Origin of the sequence: Enterobacter sp. UNJFSC 003 (genome assembly GCF_036903355.1) — a bacterium.
GTDB lineage: Bacteria > Pseudomonadota > Gammaproteobacteria > Enterobacterales > Enterobacteriaceae > Enterobacter.
In genome coordinates, this window is the sequence record NZ_JBAKHK010000003.1 from 290,560 (window position 1) to 309,159 (window position 18,600).

Sequence of the window (18,600 nt, forward strand, 5' to 3'; positions counted from 1 at the left end):
GCTCTCTCTTAGTTTAGTGTCCGCCAGGTAATCTGGTCATGTAACTGTGCTTCACACAACCATTAACATGTAATCCAGTATATGGGGATGTTTCCCCTACATTCAACGCCATGAATACGGAAAAAGTAAAGGGGAGATAAAATCCCCCCTTTTTGATTAACTGCTTGTATGATTTGGTGAATTATTCGCCAGATGCCTGCTGTGCTTCCGGTTTCCCGTAAATCAGCAGTGGCTTGGTCTGACCGCCGATTACGGCTTCGTCAATAACCACTTTCTCAACGTCTTCCATAGAAGGCAGATCGTACATGGTATCCAGCAGCGCCGCTTCAACGATGGAACGCAGACCACGCGCGCCGGTTTTACGGATCATCGCTTTCTTCGCGATGGCGTCCAGCGCTTCGTCACGGAATTCCAGCTCAACGCCTTCCAGATTGAACAATGCCTGATACTGCTTGGTCAGCGCATTTTTCGGCTCTTTCAGGATTTGAATCAGCGCGTCTTCGCTCAACTCATTCAGCGTTGCCACAACAGGCAGACGCCCAATGAACTCAGGGATCAGACCGAACTTGATCAGATCTTCCGGTTCAACCTGCGACAGCAGTTCACCTTCGTTCGGTTTTTCTGACGTGGCCTTCACCGTCGCGCCGAAACCAATGCCGGAGCCGGTTTCAACACGGTGAGAAATCACTTTATCTAGCCCTGCGAAAGCTCCGCCACAGATGAACAGGATCTTGGAGGTATCAACCTGCAAGAACTCCTGCTGCGGATGCTTGCGACCGCCCTGCGGTGGAACCGCGGCAACCGTACCTTCGATCAGCTTCAGCAGTGCCTGCTGTACGCCTTCACCGGAAACGTCACGGGTGATCGACGGGTTGTCCGATTTACGGGAGATTTTGTCAATCTCATCGATGTAGACGATCCCGCGCTGTGCTTTCTGCACGTCGTAATCACACTTCTGCAGCAGTTTCTGAATGATGTTTTCAACGTCTTCACCCACATAGCCGGCTTCGGTCAGGGTGGTCGCATCCGCCATAGTGAACGGAACATCCAGAAGACGCGCAAGCGTTTCTGCCAGCAACGTTTTACCGGAGCCAGTTGGGCCGATCAGCAAAATGTTACTTTTGCCCAGTTCCACGCCATTGCTGGTGTCACCGTTACGCAGACGTTTGTAGTGGTTGTATACCGCTACCGCCAGCACTTTCTTCGCCTGCTCCTGACCGATGACATAGTCGTCAAGATGATGACGAATCTCATGCGGTGTTGGCAGCGCGCTACGCTCACGGTGAGGCGCTACTTCTTTAATCTCTTCGCGAATGATGTCATTACATAAGTCGACACATTCATCGCAGATATACACGGACGGCCCGGCAATCAGTTTACGCACTTCATGCTGGCTTTTGCCGCAAAAAGAGCAGTACAGCAGTTTGCCCGAACCATCTTTGCGTTTATCTGTCATGAGTCCAAACCTCTTTTTAAGTTCTTTGTGCCGCACATGACGACGCAAATGCCATTCTCAGACGCAAGCTGCTTACAGCAGCGTGCCGCCCTACCTTAGTATAGCGGCACACTCGCGTCGCGGGCATCAATTACGATGGGTCAAAACGGAGTCGACTAAGCCGTACTCAACTGCCTCAGGTGCAGAGAGGAAGCGATCGCGCTCGGTATCGCGCTCGATCTGCTCAAGAGATTGACCCGTATGCAGCGCCATAAGTTCATTCATGCGCGCTTTTACTTTCAGAATTTCGCGGGCGTGGATTTCGATATCCGTCGCCTGGCCCTGGTAACCACCCAGCGGCTGGTGAATCATCACGCGGGAGTTTGGCAGGCAGAAACGCTTACCTTTTGCCCCTGCGGTTAACAGGAAGGCACCCATAGATGCTGCCTGACCCATACAGATCGTGCTCACATCCGGCTTGATGAATTGCATGGTGTCATAAATGGACATACCCGCCGTAATCACGCCACCAGGGGAGTTAATATACAGGTAAATGTCTTTTTCTGGGTTTTCCGCTTCCAGAAACAGCATCTGCGCCACGATCAGGTTAGCCATGTGGTCTTCTACCTGGCCAGTCAGAAAGATAACGCGTTCCTTGAGCAGACGGGAATAGATATCAAAAGAACGCTCACCACGTGAGGTCTGTTCAATAACCATTGGCACCAGCGCCATATGGGGTGCAAAGTTATCTCGTTCGCCACTGTATGACATTTCCGTCTCCTGGATCTAAATTGAAAACACCTGCTGTACTGATTGTAACCTTATGGACGGATTATCAGCCAGTCTCATTGATCGTGATTACATACTTATGGGGTTCACATTGCCCTATTTCAAGCATAACAACCTTTTGTTGTTACGCTAACACTGAAAGGGCGTTTTAGCACTCTTCCTGGACTATTGGTGTGATAAAAAAAACCCGTCGCCGGAAGGCAACGGGTTTTCTGTTCAAACTTTAAACCGTTGGGGCGAAATTACGCCTGCTGGTTCATCAGTTCGTTGAAAGAGGTCGCTTTTTCGGACACTTTAGCTTTCGCCAGTACCGCTTCAACAGCCTGTTCTTCCAGTGCGACGTTGCGCATGTTGTCCATCAGCTCTTTGTTCTTGCCGTAGAACTCAACAACTTCTGATGGATCTTCGTACGCAGAAGCCATCTCTTCGATCAGGCCTTTCACGCGCTCTTCGTCAGCTTTCAGCTCGTGGGTACGAATAACTTCGCCCAACAGCAGGCCAACAACAACGCGGCGTTTTGCTTGCTCTTCGAACAGCTCACGCGGCAGTTCCATCGCTTGCTGCTGATTGCCACCGAAACGCTGTGCAGCCTGACGGCGCAGAACGTCGATTTCGCTGTCAATCAGTGCAGCGGGAACGTCAATGTCGTTCGCTTTCACCAGACCGTCGATTGCCTGAGATTTAACACGGTTACGCACAGCGCCGTTCAGCTCGCGCTCCATGTTTTTACGTACTTCGGCACGCAGACCAGCGACAGAACCATCTTCCACGCCGAAACGCTTGATGAACTCTTCGGTCAGTTCTGGCAGTTCGCGCTCTTCAACTTTCTTCAGGTTGATCACGAACTTCGCTGCTTTACCTTTCAGGTTTTCAGCGTGGTATTCTTCAGGGAAGGTCACGTCGATGGTGAACTCTTCGCCCGCTTTGTGGCCTTTGATACCGTCTTCGAAGCCAGGGATCATGCGACCCTGACCCATTGCCAGTACGAAGTCAGACGCTTTGCCGCCTTCGAACTCTTCGCCGTCTACTGAACCGGTAAAGTCGATGGTGACACGGTCTTCAGCGTCAACAGCGCCTTCTTTGTCTTTCCAGTTCGCCTGCTGCTTACGCAGGGTGTCCAGCATGCCGTCAACGTCTTCGTCAGTTACAGAAACAACCGGTTTCTCAACTTCGATGGACTCCAGACCTTTCAGCTCAACTTCCGGGTACACTTCAAACTCTACAGAGTAAGTGAAGTCTTCACCTTCTTTGTATTCGCCTGGAACGTAGTTTGGTGCGCCGGCCGGGTTGATTTTTTCTTTGATGATCGCATCGATAAAGTTGCGGCTCATCAGCTCGCCCAGCACATCCTGACGCACGGAAGCGCCATAACGCTGAGCAACAACATTCATTGGTACTTTGCCCTTGCGGAAGCCGTCAATACGTACTTTTTTTGCTACGTTGACCAGCTCGCTTTTCACAGCAGTTTCGATGCTGTCAGCAGCGATAGTAATCGTTACACGGCGGCCAAGGCCTTGAGTGGTTTCAACTGAAACTTGCATCTTGTTACCTCAAAAAAATCACAGTGCTCGGTCAACTCTGAATCTGTCTGTTATACCGGGATGCTCTCTTAGTGCAGATTCACATTCCCTGTCGCCAGAATCATCCCGAAGACATTCAATAAGACGCGGCATTATAGCGGCATCACTTAGGTGAGTCGAGAACGGTTGGGGCATGTAGCTGCGGCTTTTTTCACACTTTAAGGCTATTTTTAGTCTTAAATTCGCACCATCCGTTCAAAACTCAGACAAAACAAAACGGCCCGAAGGCCGTTTTGACGAAATCTGTATGCAACATACTGGAAAAACTCCGGCTGTTGCAAATCCGATTTATCAGGCTATGCTGCCTGCCCCGCGACAAGGCGGTGATGCGAAGACCGTATCCTGCAAACCTTCCCATTCCTTAATGGTATAGGTGTGCAACGCCAGCGCATGTACGGTCGTGGAGAGTTCTTCCGTCAAAGTACTGTAGATCAGGCGGTGTCGGTTCAGGAAACGTTCTCCCAAGAAACGATCGCTAACCAGAACCACTTTGAAGTGGCTTTCAGAACCTGCCGGCACGTTATGACGATAGCTTTCGTCGACAACTTCGAGGAACACAGGGTTGAACGCTGCCCTTAATTTATCTTCAATCTGCTCACGTATCATCATGAAATTACTCCTCCGACAACGCCAGGATGTCACCCATCCCTTTAAATGTTAGCCGCTTTTACCGTTTCCATTACAACAAGACAACAAATATTTAGCTTTCGTCTGATTTTCTCATTCAAACGAATGAAGTCTACTGTGAGGCTCATACGTTTTGTCATTCGCGGGTGGAGAAAAAAGGCACATTGGTCAGTTTTCAGACAAGGCGATGAATTTACATGCGTTGACCACTTCCCCTGGCCGTTGGCGATGTTATGATGGCGGCAATTTTTCTCTCTATATGCTTACGATTTGTTGAGAACCTGAAAATGTTAAAAAAACTCTTCTTTCCGTTGGTAGCACTTTTTATGCTGGCAGGTTGCGCTACCCCGCCAACGACAATTGATGTTTCACCAAAAATTACCCTGCCTCAGCAGGATCCAAGCCTGATGGGCGTAACGGTGAGCATTAACGGGGCTGACCAGCGTCAGGACCAAGCTCTGGCAAAAGTCACGCGTGACAACCAGCAGGTGACATTGACCGCATCCCGCGACCTGCGCTTCCTGCTGCAGGAAGTCCTGGAGAAACAGATGACCTCGCGTGGTTATATGGTTGGCCCAAGCGGCGCGGTTGATCTGCAGATCATCGTGAACAATCTGTACGCTGACGTTTCCCAAGGTAACGTTCGCTACAACATCGCCACCAAAGCGGACATTGCTATCATCGCTACCGCGAAAAATGGCAATAAGATGAATAAAAACTACCGCGCAAGCTATTCCGTTGAAGGCGCGTTCCAGGCCTCCAACAAAAATATTGCTGATGCTGTTAACAGCGTGCTGACCGACACCATCGCCGATATGGCGCAGGACACCAGCATCCACGACTTCATCAAGCAGAACGCGCGTTAATCCCGCGAACTGACCCGGTGTTGTACCGGGTCAGTTTTTAAAAACATGTCCAGTCATTACTTACGCATTTTCCAGCAACCGAAATCAGCCATTCTGCTGATCCTTGGTTTCGCCTCCGGTTTACCTCTCGCGCTCACCTCCGGCACCTTGCAGGCATGGATGACCGTCGAGAATATCGATCTCAAAACCATTGGGTTCTTCTCTCTCGTCGGCCAGGCTTACGTCTTTAAGTTTCTCTGGTCGCCAGTGATGGACCGCTACACCCCGCCGTTTTTGGGGCGTCGCCGCGGTTGGTTAGTGATTACTCAGCTCCTGCTGCTGTTGGCCATTGCCGCAATGGGGTTCCTTGAGCCGGCAACACAGCTACGCTGGATGGCCGCTCTGGCGGTAGTGATCGCATTCTGTTCGGCATCTCAGGATATCGTATTCGATGCCTGGAAAACGGACGTACTCCCGGCGGAAGAGCGCGGTGCTGGGGCTGCAATCAGCGTACTCGGCTATCGCCTGGGGATGTTGGTATCTGGCGGGCTGGCGCTCTGGCTTGCCGATCGTTACCTCGGCTGGCAGGGCATGTACTGGCTCATGGCCGCGCTGCTTATTCCCTGCATCATTGCCACCCTGTTTGCGCCGGAGCCAAGCGATGTTATCCCGGTTCCTCGCTCACTGGAGCAGGCCGTCGCCGAACCGTTACGCGACTTCTTTGGCCGCAATAATGCCTGGCTGATCCTGCTGCTGATTGTCCTTTATAAGCTCGGCGATGCGTTTGCGATGAGCCTGACGACCACGTTCCTCATCCGCGGTGTGGGATTTGATGCTGGAGAAGTCGGCGTAGTCAATAAAACCCTGGGGCTGCTGGCAACCATTGTTGGCGCATTGTACGGCGGTGTTTTGATGCAGCGCCTGACGCTTTTCCGCGCGCTTCTCATCTTTGGCATTTTGCAGGGAGCGTCTAACGCGGGCTACTGGCTGCTGTCCATCACCGATAAACACACGATCAGCATGGCAACAGCGGTGTTCTTTGAAAACCTCTGCGGCGGTATGGGTACCGCGGCGTTTGTCGCCCTGCTGATGACGCTCTGCAATAAGTCATTTTCAGCAACGCAGTTTGCCCTGCTGTCGGCGCTTTCCGCCGTCGGTCGCGTGTATGTTGGTCCTATTGCGGGCTGGTTTGTTGAAGCGCATGGCTGGCCGGCATTTTATCTCTTCTCTGTAGCTGCCGCTGTGCCGGGCATTTTACTGTTGCTGGTTTGTCGTCAGACGCTGGAATATACCCAGCGGACAGACCACTTTATGCCGCGCACCGAGTATCATCGTGCCTATCGTTTTGCTTTGCGTCTGTTAATGGTGGGCTGTCTCGCGCTGGCGCTGTGGCTTGTGGTGCTCATTATTAATGCCACCACGTCGTTGGTGCTTCCTTTCGAAACCCTTCTGCTGGATGCCGGAGCACTGCTGGCAATCGTTGGGATCCTGACCGGTGGGCTACTCGATTTTCTGGCTTTACGTAAAACTCGGATGAACTGAAGGTAAAAGCGAAAGGTTATTTCCCGTTGTAATCACGACACGAAATTATAACGGCGAAATAACCGACAGCCGCAAAAAAAATATTTGTTGTTTCGTGCGGGATAGCATTCGGAAATTATTGGAGCCAATTCCAAAATACTATTTTTCATTAAACGATTCAGCTTTTGAAAGATTGAATTTTCGTTTTTTAGTTGTCTTTTAATTGATAATTAATTGTTAATTTTTTGTTTATTTTTAACAATGGTTATACCAATTGCCCCATTTAGGGTATGCTTGGGGGTCCTTTCGTTATAAAGCCCGTACCGTGCGGCTTGTGTCTTAAAAAACGACATAATTTGCAACACTTGTGACATGTGCGGCAGAACCCAGTAACACCTTCCTGACACAGGCCTAATGATGTTTACAGTAATGTAACCTTCCCGTAAAATGCCCCCACACTTTAAACGCCACCAGACTCCGTGGAATTGAGGTCGTTAAATGAGACTCAGGAAATACAATAAAAGTTTGGGATGGTTGTCATTATTCGCGGGCACTGTATTACTCAGTGGCTGCGATTCTGCACTACTAGACCCCAAAGGACAGATTGGACTGGAACAACGTTCACTGATTTTGACGGCATTTGGCCTGATGATGATTGTGGTTATTCCAGCCATTTTGATGGCTGTTGGTTTCGCCTGGAAGTATCGTGCGAGCAATAAAGATGCGAAGTATAGCCCTAACTGGTCACACTCCAATAAAGTGGAAGCTGTGGTCTGGACGGTGCCTATTCTGATCATCCTGTTCCTTGCCGTGCTGACCTGGAAAACCACTCACGCGCTTGAGCCGAGCAAACCGCTGGTTCACGATGAGAAACCGATTACCATCGAAGTGGTCTCCATGGACTGGAAATGGTTCTTCATCTATCCGGAACAGGGTATTGCTACCGTGAATGAAATCGCCTTCCCGGCGAACACTCCGGTTCAGTTCAAAGTGACCTCCAACTCCGTAATGAACTCCTTCTTCATCCCGCGTCTGGGTAGCCAGATTTACGCGATGGCCGGCATGCAGACTAACCTGCATCTGATCGCGAATGAAGCAGGCACCTACGACGGTATCTCCGCCAGCTATAGTGGCCCGGGCTTCTCGGGTATGAAGTTCAAAGCTATCGCTACGCCAGACCGTGCCGCTTTCGACCAGTGGGTTGAAAAAGCGAAGCAGTCTACTAACACCATGTCTGACATGGCGGCGTTCGACAAAGTGGCTACTCCAAGCGAATACAACAAAGTGGAGTACTTCTCTAACGTGAAACCTGATTTGTTCAAGGACGTAATTGGCAAATTTATGGATCACGGCAAGAGCATGGACATGACCCAGCCTGAAGGTGAGCACAGCTCGCATGAAGGTATGGAAGGTATGGACATGAGCCACGCGGAAACCGCTCACTAAGGGGCCGAGGAAGAAAATGTTCGGAAAATTGACACTGGATGCGGTGCCGTACCACGAACCTATTATCGTGATTACGGTGGCTGCAATTATCATTGGTGGCGCAGCCTTACTGGGCTTGATCACTTACTTCGGTAAGTGGAGCTACCTGTGGAATGAGTGGCTGACTTCGGTTGACCACAAAAAACTCGGTATCATGTACTGCATCGTCGGTATCGTCATGTTAATTCGTGGCTTTGCGGATGCGATCATGATGCGTAGCCAGCAGGCGCTCGCGTCTGCGGGTGAAGCCGGCTTCCTGCCACCACACCACTACGATCAGATCTTTACCGCCCATGGCGTTATCATGATCTTCTTCGTGGCGATGCCGCTGGTTATCGGTCTGATGAACGTTGTCGTTCCGCTGCAAATCGGCGCACGCGACGTTGCGTTCCCATTCCTGAACAACCTGAGCTTCTGGTTCACCGTTGTCGGCGTTATTCTGGTTAACCTGTCACTGGGTGTGGGCGAATTCGCACAGACCGGCTGGCTTGCTTACCCGCCGCTTTCGGGAATTGAATACAGTCCTGGCGTTGGCGTCGATTACTGGATTTGGGCGCTACAGCTCTCCGGTGTCGGTACAACCCTGACCGGTATCAACTTCTTCGTGACCATTATCAAGATGCGTGCCCCTGGCATGACCATGTTCAAGATGCCCGTGTTTACCTGGGCATCTCTGTGCGCCAACATCCTGATTATCGCGTCATTCCCAATTCTGACTGTCACCGTCGCGCTGCTGACCCTGGACCGCTACCTGGGCACCCATTTCTTCACGAATGATATGGGTGGCAACATGATGATGTACATCAACCTGATTTGGGCATGGGGACATCCAGAAGTGTACATCCTGGTTCTGCCGGTCTTCGGGGTATTCTCCGAAATCGCTGCAACCTTCTCGCGTAAACGTCTGTTTGGTTACACCTCTCTGGTGTGGGCAACCGTGTGTATTACCGTGCTGTCGTTCATTGTTTGGCTGCACCACTTCTTCACCATGGGTGCGGGCGCAAACGTAAACGCCTTCTTCGGTATCACCACCATGATTATCGCAATCCCTACCGGGGTTAAGATCTTCAACTGGCTGTTCACCATGTACCAGGGCCGTATCGTGTTCCACTCAGCCATGCTGTGGACCATCGGCTTCATCGTCACCTTCTCTGTCGGTGGGATGACTGGCGTACTGCTGGCGGTGCCAGGTGCTGACTTCGTTCTGCACAACAGTCTGTTCCTGATTGCGCACTTCCATAACGTTATCATCGGTGGCGTAGTCTTCGGCTGCTTCGCTGGCGTAACTTACTGGTGGCCTAAAGCGTTCGGTTTCACCCTGAATGAAAAATGGGGTAAACGCGCGTTCTGGTTCTGGATCATCGGCTTCTTCGTTGCCTTTATGCCGCTATACGTGCTGGGCTTCATGGGTATGACCCGTCGCCTGAGCCAGCAGATTGATCCACAGTTCCACCCAATGCTGATGGTTGCAGCGGGCGGCGCGGTTCTGATTGCCTGCGGTATTGCGTCTCAGCTGATTCAGTTCTACGTTTCTATTCGCGACCGCGATCAGAACCGTGACCTGACCGGTGACCCATGGGGTGGCCGTACGCTGGAATGGGCGACCTCTTCTCCACCTCCTTTCTATAACTTCGCTGTTGTGCCGCAGATCCATGAACGGGACGCATTCTGGGAAATGAAAGAAAAAGGTGAAGCGTACAAGCAACCCGATCATTACGAAGAAATTCACATGCCGAAAAACAGCGGTGCGGGCATTGTTATTGCTGCCTTCGCGACGGTATTTGGTTTCGCCATGATCTGGCATATCTGGTGGATGGCGATTGTTGGCTTCGCTGGCATCGTAATCAGCTGGATTGTGAAGAGCTTTGACGAGGACGTGGACTACTACGTACCAGTCCGTGAAGTTGAAAAGCTGGAAAATCAGCATTTCGACGAGATTTCTAAAGCGGGGCTGAAAAATGGCAACTGATACTCTGGCGCACTCAACTGCCCACGCGCATGAGCATGCGCACCACGATACAGGACCGATGAAAGTCTTCGGTTTCTGGATCTACCTGATGAGCGACTGCATTCTGTTCTGCTGTCTGTTCGCGACCTATGCCGTTCTGGTGAACGGCACAGCGGGCGGCCCGGCGGGTAAGGACATTTTTGAACTGCCGTTCGTACTGGTTGAAACCGCACTGCTGTTGTTCAGCTCCATCACCTACGGCATGGCTGCTATTGCCATGTACAAAAACAACAAGAGCCAGGTTGTTTCATGGCTGGCGCTGACCTGGTTGTTTGGTGCTGGATTTATCGGGATGGAAATCTATGAATTCCATCACCTGATCATGGAAGGCTTCGGCCCGGATCGCAGTGGTTTCCTGTCCGCGTTCTTTGCGCTGGTAGGTACTCACGGTCTGCACGTAACGTCCGGTCTGATCTGGATGGCGGTACTGATGTTCCAGGTACACCGTCGCGGCCTGACCAATACTAACCGTACCCGTATCATGTGCCTGAGCTTGTTCTGGCACTTCCTGGACGTGGTATGGATCTGTGTGTTCTCTGTTGTTTATCTAATGGGGGCGATGTAATGAGTCATTCAAACGATCATGGCGCTTCCCACGGTAGCGTAAAAACCTACATGACAGGTTTCATCCTGTCGATCATCCTGACGGTTATCCCGTTCTGGATGGTGATGAACGGCTCTGCGTCTAAGCCGGTTATTCTGGGTGCAATCCTGGTAACCGCTGTGATTCAGATTCTGGTGCATCTGGTTTGCTTCCTGCACATGAACACCAAGTCCGATGAAGGCTGGAATATGACGGCCTTTATCTTTACCGTGATTATCATCGCTATCCTGGTAGTCGGTTCCATCTGGATTATGTGGAACCTTAACTACAACATGATGGTTCACTAAGAGCGGCGAGTATGTTTAAGCAATACCTGCAAGTAACGAAACCAGGCATCATCTTTGGCAACCTGATCTCCGTGATCGGAGGGTTCCTGCTGGCCTCTAAAGGCAGCATCGATTACACCCTCTTTATTTCTACGCTGGTCGGTGTGTCCCTGGTTGTTGCGTCCGGTTGTGTATTTAATAACTACATCGACATGGATATCGACAAGAAGATGGAAAGGACCAAAAATCGGGTGCTGGTGAAAGGCCTGATCGCCCCTTCCGTCTCGCTGGTGTACGCCACCTTGCTGGGTATTGCTGGCTTTATGCTGCTGTGGTTTGGCGCTAACCCGCTGGCCTGCTGGCTTGGGGTGATGGGGTTCGTGGTGTATGTAGGCGTATACAGCCTCTATATGAAACGTCACTCCGTCTACGGTACGCTGATTGGTTCTCTCTCCGGCGCTGCGCCGCCGGTGATTGGCTACTGCGCCGTCACGAACGAGTTCGACAGCGGTGCGCTGATTCTGCTGGCTATCTTTAGCCTGTGGCAGATGCCGCACTCCTATGCCATCGCGATTTTCCGCTTCAAGGATTATCAGGCAGCGAACATTCCGGTTCTGCCGGTCGTGAAAGGCATTTCCGTTGCCAAGAACCATATCACGCTGTACATCATCGCCTTTGCCGTGGCGACGCTGATGCTCTCTCTGGGCGGCTACGCTGGGTATAAATATCTGGTCGTGGCAGCTGCCGTGAGCGTCTGGTGGCTCGGTATGGCCCTGCGCGGCTACAAAGTGGAAGATGACAAAGTCTGGGCACGCAAGCTGTTTGTGTTCTCGATTGTGGCGATTACCTCTTTGTCCGTGATGATGTCCGTTGACTTCATGGTGCCAGACTCACATAACCTGCTGACTTACGTCTGGTAAGTCGCATCAGGTGAATAAAGGGGTGCTTCGGCACCCTTTTTTATTCGCTGAATCTATTAATAATGCATGTAATATTTGTTAAATAACCCTTTATTTACCCCGCCCCTTACCCGCACTACACTATGGCCTGCTTTTGAACTGAGGTGGTAATGAACGATTATAAAATGACGCCAGGCGAGTTGCGCGCAACCTGGGGTTTAGGGACTGTTTTCTCGCTGCGGATGCTTGGCATGTTTATGGTCCTGCCTGTTCTGACCACGTACGGCATGGCATTGCAGGGAGCCAGTGAGGCCCTCATTGGCCTGGCGATTGGCATCTACGGTTTGGCTCAGGCGGTATTCCAGATCCCCTTTGGCCTGCTTTCGGACCGCGTTGGCCGCAAGCCGCTGATTGTCGGCGGGCTGCTCGTCTTTGTGCTGGGCAGCATCATTGCCGCCCTCTCCCACTCCATCTGGGGCATTATCCTGGGCCGCGCCCTGCAGGGTTCCGGCGCAATTGCTGCTGCCGTAATGGCGCTGCTGTCTGATTTAACCCGTGAACAGAACAGAACCAAAGCAATGGCCTTCATCGGCGTCAGCTTTGGCGTCACCTTTGCCATTGCGATGGTGCTCGGCCCCATTATTACGCATAAATTAGGTCTGCATGCGCTGTTCTGGATGATTGCCGTGCTGGCGACCATCGGCATTGCCTTAACGCTGTGGGTTGTTCCTGACAGTAAGAATCACGTCCTGAACCGTGAATCCGGAATGGTGAAAGGTTGCTTTAGCAAGGTGCTCGTTGAGCCGCGCCTGTTGAAGCTGAACTTTGGCATTATGTGTCTGCACATTCTGCTGATGTCGACCTTTGTGGCCCTGCCCGGCCAGCTGGCAGCGGCGGGTTTCCCGGCCTCTGAGCACTGGAAAATCTACCTGGTGACGATGTTGATTTCATTCATCTCGGTAGTGCCTTTTATCATCTATGCCGAAGTGAAGCGTAAGATGAAGCGCGTCTTCGTGGGCTGCGTGGCGGTCCTGCTGATTGCCGAGATCGTGCTCTGGGGGTCAGGCCCGCACTTCTGGGAGCTTGTCGCTGGCGTGCAGCTATTCTTCCTGGCGTTTAACCTGATGGAAGCACTTTTGCCGTCGCTTATCAGCAAGGAATCACCGGCGGGTTATAAAGGCACGGCAATGGGCATTTACTCCACCAGCCAGTTTATTGGCGTGGCTATTGGCGGCGCGATCGGCGGGTGGGTAGACGGTCTGTTTGATTCGCAAACCGTATTTCTGGCGGGTGCGCTGCTGGCGATGGTCTGGCTGTTTGTTGCCAGCACCATGAAAGAGCCACGCTATGTGAGCAGCCTGCGTGTAGAAATACCTGACGGCATAGAAGCCAATGATGCGCTGAAACTGCGTCTTGAAGCCACGGAGGGGGTGAGTGAAGTGCTTATCGCCCCCGAAGAGCGCAGTGCCTATGTCAAAATTGACAGTAAGGTGACTAACCGCTTTGAAGTGGAGCAGGCCCTGAAAGCCTGAAAAAATGCCCGGTGTAACCGGGCATTTTTGTCTTAATCGCGGAAATTTTTGAACTGGAACGGCTGTCCCAGATCGCCGCCACGGATCAGCGCCATCACGCCCTGCAGATCGTCACGGGATTTCCCGGTTACGCGAATCTCTTCACCCTGGATTTGTGCCTGCACCTTCAGCTTGCTGTCCTTGATGAGCTTAACGATTTTCTTCTGTACCGCGCTCTCAATGCCCTGCTTCAGTTTGGCTTCAACAAACCAGGTTTTGCCGCTATGCACGAACTCTTCCGGTACATCCAGTGAGGTGCCTTCAATGCCGCGTTTTAGCAGCTTAGCGCGCAGGATATCCAGAAGTTGGTTAACCTGGAAATCTGATTCGCTCAGGACCTTAATGGTCTTATTTGCATCGTTCAGTTCAAACGTCGCCTCAACGCCACGAAAATCGAAACGTGACTCAACTTCGCGGCTTGCGTTATCTACGCCGTTGCGAACTTCCTGGATATCAACTTCGGAAACAATATCGAAAGATGGCATCTTTTCTTCTCCATTCATTTTTGTTGCGTTGCATAATACCCGCAACGAGGCATAACGAGAAGCTTAGCTGACGGCGCTATACTTAGGCCGTAACACCTGGCGCAGTTGCAGGTGAGGAGGAACAATGAAAATTACAGTGCTCGGATGCGGAGCTCTTGGTCAGCTGTGGTTGACCGCACTTTGCAAACACGGACACGAAGTGCAAGGCTGGCTGCGCGTGCCCCAGCCCTATTGTAGTGTAAACCTGATAGCTGAAGACGGAAGTATCTTCAACGAATCACTTATCGCAAACGATCCTGATTTTCTGGCACAAAGCGATCTGCTGCTGGTCACGCTCAAGGCGTGGCAGGTGTCAGATGCCGTAAAAGCGCTGGCCGCCCAACTCCCCTCCACATCACCGGTTTTGCTGCTGCATAACGGTATGGGTACGATTGATGAGTTAAAAAGCATCGCTCAACCGTTGCTGATGGCCACGACAACCCACGCTGCTCGGCGTGACGGCACGATCATCGTACATGTCGCCAGTGGGATAACGCATATTGGCCCGGCCCGCGAGCAGGATGGCGACTACAGTTACGTGGCGGATGTTCTGCAAACGGTCCTGCCGGACGTGGCCTGGCACAACAACATTCGCCCTCAACTGTGGCGCAAGCTGGCCGTTAACTGCGTGATTAACCCGCTAACCGCGCTGTGGGATTGTCCGAACGGTGAGCTGAAAAACCACCCGCAAGAAGTTGCCACGCTGTGCGCAGAAGTGGCCTCGGTTATTGAGCGCGAAGGCTTACACACATCGGCAGACGATCTCCGCCATTACGTCGAACAGATTATTGATAGTACAGCAGAAAATATCTCTTCGATGCTGCAGGATGTTCGGGCGCTGCGTCACACAGAGATCGACTACATTACGGGTTATTTGCTAAAACGCGCTCGCGCACACGGCATCACAGTGCCCGAGAACGCACGCCTGTATGACATGGTTAAACGTAAGGAGAGTGAGTATGAGCGCGTCGGCACTGGTATGCCTCGCCCCTGGTAGCGAAGAAATGGAAGCAGTCACTACCATTGATTTGATGGTGCGTGGTGGCATAGACGTAACAACTGCCAGCGTCGCCAGCGACGGTAATCTCGCTGTCACCTGCTCACGCGGGGTGACGATCCTGGCGGATGCGCCGCTTGTCCAGGTGGCTGATGGGGAGTATGACATCATCGTACTCCCCGGTGGCCTCAAGGGTGCAGAGTGTTTTCGCGATAGCCCCCTGCTGGTCGAAACCGTCAGGCAATTCCACCTTTCTGGCCGCATCGTTGCGACCATTTGCGCCGCAGCCGGAACGGTGCTGATTCCACACAACATTTTCCCTGTCGGCAATATGACCGGCTTCCCTGGGCTAAAGGATACGATTCCAGAGGAACACTGGGTGGATAAACGCGTCGTCTGGGATCCGCGCGTCAACCTGCTCACCAGCCAAGGGCCGGGTACCGCCATTGATTTTGCGCTGAAAATTATCGATCTGCTGGTTGGGCGAGAAAAGGCCTATGAAGTGGCGTCGTCGCTGGTAATGCCGGCGGGGATTTATAATTACTTTGAATAAAAGCAAAACGGCAACACAAGGTTGCCGTTTCATCGATTTTCTCCCTCTCCCCGTGTGAGAGGGAGAGAGTCGGGATCAGGGCCTTAGGCCGCACTCCCCTGCAATACACTATGGGCGATATACCTTCACGTTGGCAAAGCCCTGCTCGCGCAGATACAGCGCCTGCAGACGGCTCATTACCCCACGCTCGCACCACAGCAAATACGTTTTGCTCTTGTCGAGGTCGCCAAATTTTGTGCTCAGCTTGTAAAACGGCAGAGAAATCACCTCTACGCCTTCAACGTTCAGCGGGCTGGCATCCTGTTCGTCAATTGAACGAATATCCACAATCACATCGCTGTCGCCAAAACCGCTGACGGTTTCCACTTCAACCACGTCCTGCTGCGTCTGCTGGGCGATCTCGCGGATATCGATGTTAGACGCTTCCGCCACCACCTTCTCAAGAATAGCGAAATCGAAATTCTCTTCTTCCGCTTCAATCTTCGCCTTCACCGCTTTTACCGTCGGGCTTTTCGAGATCACACCGCAATACTCCGGCATGGTACGGGCAAAATCTTCTGTCCCGATTTCACGTGCCAGATCGATGATGTGCTCTTTATCATGAGAGATCAGCGGACGCAGGATCAGGGTGTCAGATACGTTGTCGATCAGGCGCAGGTTGGTCAGCGTCTGGCTGGAGACCTGGCCCAGCGCTTCGCCGGTGACCAGTGCCTGCACTCCGTAGCGCTCCGCCACTTTGGATGCCGCGCGCACCATCATGCGCTTCAGCACCACGCCCATCTGGCCGTCATCTACTTTTTCAAGGATTTCGCCAACAACCGGTTCAAAGTTGATCGCCACAAAACGCACGCGGTGTGAACTGCCGAAGCGGTTCCAAAGATAATGCGCCACCTGACGCACGCCAATTTCATGCGCGGCGCCGCCCAGGTTGAAGAAGCAGTAGTGTACGCGACAGCCGCGGCGCATCAGCATGTAGCTGGACACGCCGGAGTCGAAACCACCGGAGATCAGCGACAGCACATCCTCCTGGGTACCGATCGGGAAACCGCCGATCCCTTCATAGCGGCCTTTCACCAGCAGCAGGCGATCGTTTTCGATCTCCAGATTCACGGTGACTTCAGGGTTGGTCAGGCGCACGCGCGCGGACTCAACGTGCTGGTTCAGACCGCCACCAACGTAACGTTCCACCTCAATAGAGCTGAATTCATGTTTGCCGCGGCGCTTCGCGCGCACGCAGAAGGTTTTGCCTTCGATCTGATCGCGGTACTGGGCCAGCGCTTTTTCGAAGATGTCATGCATATCGGTGAAAGGAACATCTTCCACTTCCAGAATATGGTGGATACCTGGAATACGGGACAGCGCATCGCGGATATCAAGACGTTTGTTCTCGTCTTTCGCACGGACTTCAACGTGATCCCAGTGACGAACCACAGCGAGGGTTTCGTCGTAATGCTTTAATACGTTACGAATGTTCCCGGTGAGAATTTTAATAAAGCGCAAACGCACAGATTGGCTTTTGATGGTGATTTCAGGGAACAATTTAATGATAAACTTCATGGCGGCAATGTTTCTTAGGCAAGCGGATTAAGGCTTGTATTGGAAAATGATACAGCAGCCCACACCCGTGGCTGCATCCAGGCGCGCAAGTATACCACCAACGCGCCGCTCCTGTGCACATTGCGCGTTATTTGATAATTGCTCCGAGTCCGTTACCATGTCGGGGCGAAGAATATAAGAGTCAATTCACTATGCCGAAGAAAAACGACGCACCGGCCAGTTTTGAAACTGCGCTGAGTGAGCTGGAGCAGATTGTCACCCGCCTAGAGAGCGGTGATTTACCGCTGGAAGAGGCGCTCAACGAATTTGAGCGCGGCGTGCAGCTGGCGCGCCAGGGGCAGGTTAAACTGCAGCAGGCCGAGCAGCGCGTGCAGATCCTGCTGTCCGATAGCGAAGACGCCAAAACAACGCCATTCACACCGGACGCCGAGTAAATGGACTTTGCCAACCAGCTTCAGGCGCGCGTCATGCGCGCCAACGACGCCCTGCGCCGTTTTATCGAACCACAGCCTTTTCAGAACACTCCTCTGGTTGAGGCCATGCACTATGGCGCACTCTTAGGCGGTAAACGCCTGCGTCCGTTCCTGGTGTACGCCACAGGCAATATGTTTGGTATCAGCGATAACACGCTGGACGCCCCGGCAGCCGCCGTTGAGTGCATCCACGCCTACTCGCTGATCCACGACGACCTACCGGCCATGGACGATGACGATCTGCGTCGCGGTCAGCCGACCTGTCATATCAAGTTTGGCGAAGCCAGCGCTATTCTGGCGGGCGATGCTCTGCAAACGCTGGCGTTCTCGATTTTAAGCGATGCACCGATGGTTGAAGTGAGCGATCGTGACCGCCTGGCGATGGTGTCAGAACTGGCGATGGCCAGCGGCGTTGCAGGAATGTGCGGCGGTCAGGCGCTGGATCTCGAGGCGGAAGGCCGTCAGGTTAATCTGGAACAGCTGGAGCGAATTCATCGTCATAAGACGGGGGCATTAATTCGTGCAGCCGTTCGCCTGGGCGCACTGAGCGCGGGCGAGCAAGGGCGTAAAGCACTGCCGGTTCTGGACAGATACGCAGAAAGTATCGGTCTGGCATTCCAGGTTCAGGATGACATTCTGGATGTGGTGGGCGATACTGCAACATTGGGAAAACGTCAGGGTGCGGATCAGCAGCTTGGCAAAAGTACCTACCCCGCCCTGCTGGGCCTTGAGCAAGCCCAACGTAAAGCCCGGGATCTGATTGAGGATGCCCGCCAGTCGCTGAATCAGCTGGCCGCGCAATCGCTGGATACCTCGGCACTGGAAGCGCTAGCGGACTATATAATCCAGCGTGATAAATAAACACA

18 protein-coding genes are annotated in these 18,600 nt (G+C 52.5%); 12 read left to right on the plus strand and 6 right to left on the minus strand.

Translation table 11 applies throughout. From position 1 onward, the window contains the following. Positions 1-181: 181 nt before the first annotated feature. The 4 genes from clpX to bolA form a co-directional block, all read right to left on the minus strand. Complete coding sequence (clpX, locus tag V5P19_RS11570) at positions 182-1,456, minus strand: ATP-dependent protease ATP-binding subunit ClpX (protein WP_334403334.1); 1,275 nt, start codon at positions 1,454-1,456, stop codon at positions 182-184. Between the two features lie 126 nt (positions 1,457-1,582). Further along, on the minus strand, positions 1,583-2,206 hold the full coding sequence (clpP, locus tag V5P19_RS11575) for an ATP-dependent Clp endopeptidase proteolytic subunit ClpP (RefSeq protein WP_334403336.1): 624 nt from the start codon (positions 2,204-2,206) through the stop codon (positions 1,583-1,585). A gap of 260 nt (positions 2,207-2,466) precedes the next feature. After that, on the minus strand, positions 2,467-3,765 hold the full coding sequence (gene tig, locus V5P19_RS11580) for a trigger factor (protein ID WP_334403338.1): 1,299 nt from the start codon (positions 3,763-3,765) through the stop codon (positions 2,467-2,469). 330 nt (positions 3,766-4,095) lie between these two features. Further along, a complete protein-coding gene (gene bolA, locus V5P19_RS11585; RefSeq protein WP_334403340.1) occupies positions 4,096-4,413 on the minus strand; it encodes a transcriptional regulator BolA in 318 nt (105 codons plus the stop codon). Between the two features lie 305 nt (positions 4,414-4,718). Between bolA and V5P19_RS11590 the strand changes: the two genes are divergently transcribed. The 8 genes from V5P19_RS11590 (at position 4,719) to V5P19_RS11625 (ending at position 13,591) form a co-directional block, all read left to right on the plus strand. Continuing rightward, positions 4,719-5,297: a lipoprotein gene (locus tag V5P19_RS11590; RefSeq protein WP_334403342.1), complete on the plus strand. Its 579-nt coding sequence runs from the start codon at positions 4,719-4,721 to the stop codon at positions 5,295-5,297. A gap of 45 nt (positions 5,298-5,342) precedes the next feature. After that, the gene (ampG, locus tag V5P19_RS11595) at positions 5,343-6,818 is read left to right on the plus strand and encodes a muropeptide MFS transporter AmpG (protein ID WP_334403344.1); all 1,476 of its coding nucleotides are present in this window, start codon (positions 5,343-5,345) and stop codon (positions 6,816-6,818) included. A gap of 477 nt (positions 6,819-7,295) precedes the next feature. Next, positions 7,296-8,243 carry a cytochrome o ubiquinol oxidase subunit II gene (gene cyoA, locus V5P19_RS11600; protein ID WP_334403346.1) on the plus strand — a complete coding sequence of 316 codons (948 nt, stop codon included), beginning with the start codon at positions 7,296-7,298 and terminating at the stop codon, positions 8,241-8,243. Between the two features lie 16 nt (positions 8,244-8,259). After that, a complete protein-coding gene (cyoB, locus tag V5P19_RS11605) occupies positions 8,260-10,251 on the plus strand; it encodes a cytochrome o ubiquinol oxidase subunit I (protein ID WP_334403348.1) in 1,992 nt (663 codons plus the stop codon). After that, a complete protein-coding gene (locus V5P19_RS11610; RefSeq protein ID WP_119935298.1) occupies positions 10,241-10,855 on the plus strand; it encodes a cytochrome o ubiquinol oxidase subunit III in 615 nt (204 codons plus the stop codon). Before cyoB ends, V5P19_RS11610 begins: the two co-directional genes overlap by 11 nt. After that, on the plus strand, positions 10,855-11,181 hold the full coding sequence (locus tag V5P19_RS11615) for a cytochrome o ubiquinol oxidase subunit IV (protein ID WP_006809888.1): 327 nt from the start codon (positions 10,855-10,857) through the stop codon (positions 11,179-11,181). The genes V5P19_RS11610 and V5P19_RS11615 overlap by 1 nt, the downstream gene beginning before the upstream one ends. An 11-nt stretch (positions 11,182-11,192) precedes the next feature. Next, positions 11,193-12,080 (plus strand): heme o synthase, encoded by an 888-nt coding sequence (gene cyoE, locus V5P19_RS11620; protein WP_182059825.1) that lies wholly within the window; start codon positions 11,193-11,195, stop codon positions 12,078-12,080. Between the two features lie 149 nt (positions 12,081-12,229). After that, entirely contained in the window at positions 12,230-13,591 is a 1,362-nt protein-coding gene (locus V5P19_RS11625) for an MFS transporter (RefSeq protein WP_334403352.1), read from the plus strand. Positions 13,592-13,623: 32 nt separating this feature from the next. Here V5P19_RS11625 and V5P19_RS11630 read toward each other — a convergent pair whose 3' ends face one another. Beyond that, positions 13,624-14,115 (minus strand): YajQ family cyclic di-GMP-binding protein, encoded by a 492-nt coding sequence (locus tag V5P19_RS11630; protein WP_042320808.1) that lies wholly within the window; start codon positions 14,113-14,115, stop codon positions 13,624-13,626. Positions 14,116-14,239: 124 nt separating this feature from the next. Here V5P19_RS11630 and panE point away from each other — a divergent pair, with 124 nt between their 5' ends. Both panE and yajL read left to right on the plus strand, forming a co-directional pair. Beyond that, positions 14,240-15,151 (plus strand): 2-dehydropantoate 2-reductase, encoded by a 912-nt coding sequence (gene panE, locus V5P19_RS11635; protein ID WP_334403357.1) that lies wholly within the window; start codon positions 14,240-14,242, stop codon positions 15,149-15,151. After that, positions 15,114-15,704, plus strand: a complete 591-nt coding sequence (gene yajL, locus V5P19_RS11640) for a protein deglycase YajL (RefSeq protein ID WP_334403359.1) — start codon at positions 15,114-15,116, stop codon at positions 15,702-15,704. The genes panE and yajL overlap by 38 nt, the downstream gene beginning before the upstream one ends. 108 nt (positions 15,705-15,812) lie before the next feature. Here yajL and thiI read toward each other — a convergent pair whose 3' ends face one another. Then, positions 15,813-17,261 (minus strand): tRNA uracil 4-sulfurtransferase ThiI, encoded by a 1,449-nt coding sequence (gene thiI / locus V5P19_RS11645; protein WP_334403361.1) that lies wholly within the window; start codon positions 17,259-17,261, stop codon positions 15,813-15,815. A 191-nt stretch (positions 17,262-17,452) separates the two neighbouring features. On the opposite strand from thiI, the gene xseB reads away from it, so the two are divergent. Together xseB and ispA are read left to right on the plus strand one after the other, a co-directional pair. After that, positions 17,453-17,695 carry an exodeoxyribonuclease VII small subunit gene (gene xseB / locus V5P19_RS11650; RefSeq protein ID WP_008503331.1) on the plus strand — a complete coding sequence of 81 codons (243 nt, stop codon included), beginning with the start codon at positions 17,453-17,455 and terminating at the stop codon, positions 17,693-17,695. Then, positions 17,696-18,595, plus strand: a complete 900-nt coding sequence (ispA, locus tag V5P19_RS11655; protein ID WP_334403363.1) for a (2E,6E)-farnesyl diphosphate synthase — start codon at positions 17,696-17,698, stop codon at positions 18,593-18,595. Positions 18,596-18,600 lie beyond the last annotated feature (5 nt).

Excerpts from the sequence above, each read along its gene's own strand:
- bolA (WP_334403340.1), bottom strand. The coding sequence starts at position 4,413 with ATGATGATACGTGAGCAGATTGAAGATAAATTAAGGGCAGCGTTCAAC.
- xseB (WP_008503331.1), top strand. The coding sequence starts at position 17,453 with ATGCCGAAGAAAAACGACGCACCGGCCAGTTTTGAAACTGCGCTGAGT.
- clpP (WP_334403336.1), bottom strand. The coding sequence starts at position 2,206 with ATGTCATACAGTGGCGAACGAGATAACTTTGCACCCCATATGGCGCTG.
- tig (WP_334403338.1), bottom strand. The coding sequence starts at position 3,765 with ATGCAAGTTTCAGTTGAAACCACTCAAGGCCTTGGCCGCCGTGTAACG.
- cyoE (WP_182059825.1), top strand. The coding sequence starts at position 11,193 with ATGTTTAAGCAATACCTGCAAGTAACGAAACCAGGCATCATCTTTGGC.
- V5P19_RS11610 (WP_119935298.1), top strand. The coding sequence starts at position 10,241 with ATGGCAACTGATACTCTGGCGCACTCAACTGCCCACGCGCATGAGCAT.
- clpX (WP_334403334.1), bottom strand. The coding sequence starts at position 1,456 with ATGACAGATAAACGCAAAGATGGTTCGGGCAAACTGCTGTACTGCTCT.
- V5P19_RS11615 (WP_006809888.1), top strand. The coding sequence starts at position 10,855 with ATGAGTCATTCAAACGATCATGGCGCTTCCCACGGTAGCGTAAAAACC.
- yajL (WP_334403359.1), top strand. The coding sequence starts at position 15,114 with ATGAGCGCGTCGGCACTGGTATGCCTCGCCCCTGGTAGCGAAGAAATG.
- ampG (WP_334403344.1), top strand. The coding sequence starts at position 5,343 with ATGTCCAGTCATTACTTACGCATTTTCCAGCAACCGAAATCAGCCATT.
- V5P19_RS11625 (WP_334403352.1), top strand. The coding sequence starts at position 12,230 with ATGAACGATTATAAAATGACGCCAGGCGAGTTGCGCGCAACCTGGGGT.
- cyoB (WP_334403348.1), top strand. The coding sequence starts at position 8,260 with ATGTTCGGAAAATTGACACTGGATGCGGTGCCGTACCACGAACCTATT.
- V5P19_RS11630 (WP_042320808.1), bottom strand. The coding sequence starts at position 14,115 with ATGCCATCTTTCGATATTGTTTCCGAAGTTGATATCCAGGAAGTTCGC.
- V5P19_RS11590 (WP_334403342.1), top strand. The coding sequence starts at position 4,719 with ATGTTAAAAAAACTCTTCTTTCCGTTGGTAGCACTTTTTATGCTGGCA.
- ispA (WP_334403363.1), top strand. The coding sequence starts at position 17,696 with ATGGACTTTGCCAACCAGCTTCAGGCGCGCGTCATGCGCGCCAACGAC.
- panE (WP_334403357.1), top strand. The coding sequence starts at position 14,240 with ATGAAAATTACAGTGCTCGGATGCGGAGCTCTTGGTCAGCTGTGGTTG.
- cyoA (WP_334403346.1), top strand. The coding sequence starts at position 7,296 with ATGAGACTCAGGAAATACAATAAAAGTTTGGGATGGTTGTCATTATTC.
- thiI (WP_334403361.1), bottom strand. The coding sequence starts at position 17,261 with ATGAAGTTTATCATTAAATTGTTCCCTGAAATCACCATCAAAAGCCAA.